General features: G+C 66.0%; 2 protein-coding genes. One reads left to right on the top strand and one right to left on the bottom strand.

Features of this window, described 5'->3' with window-relative positions; all coding sequences use genetic code 11:
* A partial coding sequence (locus CIB93_RS36975) for a tyrosine-type recombinase/integrase (RefSeq protein WP_143660147.1) occupies window positions 1-558 on the top strand: 558 nt, incomplete at its 5' end.
* Here CIB93_RS36975 and CIB93_RS36980 read toward each other — a convergent pair.
* Complete coding sequence (locus tag CIB93_RS36980; RefSeq protein WP_096633130.1) at window positions 545-976, bottom strand: hypothetical protein; 432 nt, start codon at window positions 974-976, stop codon at window positions 545-547. The genes CIB93_RS36975 and CIB93_RS36980 overlap by 14 nt on opposite strands.
* Between the last annotated feature and the right edge of the window lie 80 nt (window positions 977-1,056).

Genomic DNA, 1,056 nt, shown 5'->3' on the forward strand with positions numbered 1-1,056 from the left:
TTCGCGCCCCACGACTTCCGGAGGCTGTTCGCCACCGAACTCGTCAACAACGGCCTGCCCATCCACATTGGAGCGGCCCTGCTCGGCCACCTCGATATCCGGACCACTCGTGGCTACGTCGCCGTCTTCGATGAGGACGTCATCAGCCACTACCAGCAGTTCCTCGCACGTCGACGGTCCGCCCGGCCGCAGGAGGAATACCGCAAGCCCACAACCGAGGAGTGGAACGACTTCCAGGAACACTTCGACAAGCGGCGGGTCGAACTCGGCTCCTGCGGCCGCCCCTACGGCACTCCTTGCGCGCATGAGCACGCCTGCATCCGCTGCCCGATGCTCAGCGTCAATCCGAAGATGCTGCCTCGTCTCGACGAGCTGGAGGAGGACTTGATCGCCCGCCGTGAGCGCGCCGTCGAGGAGGGGTGGCAGGGTGAGATCGAAGGACTCGACCTCACTCTGACCTTCCTGCGGGGCAAGCGCGAGCAGACCCGACGTTTCCGGCGAAGCGAGCCCGTTGAACTCGGTCTTCCGCATCCGAGGCCCCCGCTCACAGAAGGGTGATCAGCAGCGCGGACACCAGCAAGGCTGTCTGATGGAGGGCTTGATCGGTTAGATACATGCCGTTCATCCCGGCCGCCTTCAGCTCCGCGAAATCCGGTGAGCCGGTGTGCTGCAACAGCCAGCGCACTGGCCACCGGCGGTCGAAGAACGCGTGAGTCACCGCCGAGACAGCGAGCCCAGCCGTCAGACCGGGCCAGGAGAGCTGGAGCGGAAGGACGGCCCAGACCAGCGTCAGCATCACGGCCATGACCAGGTGATATTGAGCGACATGGCTGAGGCACGCGGCCCAGCCCCGCCGAGGACTCGCGCCGTCGGCGACATCCGTCGCCGACGGCGCCCCCTTGTTCGCGGCCTGGTGGTCACTCTGACCGAACACGTGGTCCGCGAGATTGTGACCGACGGCGAGCACCGCCCACACAGCTCCGAACGTCGCGAGAGTCGCGACCTGCTCAACGCTCGTCATCGGGCACCGCCAGCAGCAGCGTTAGTGCAGAGAAG

This window comes from Streptomyces sp. WZ.A104 (genome assembly GCF_002382885.1).
Lineage (GTDB): Bacteria > Actinomycetota > Actinomycetes > Streptomycetales > Streptomycetaceae > Streptomyces.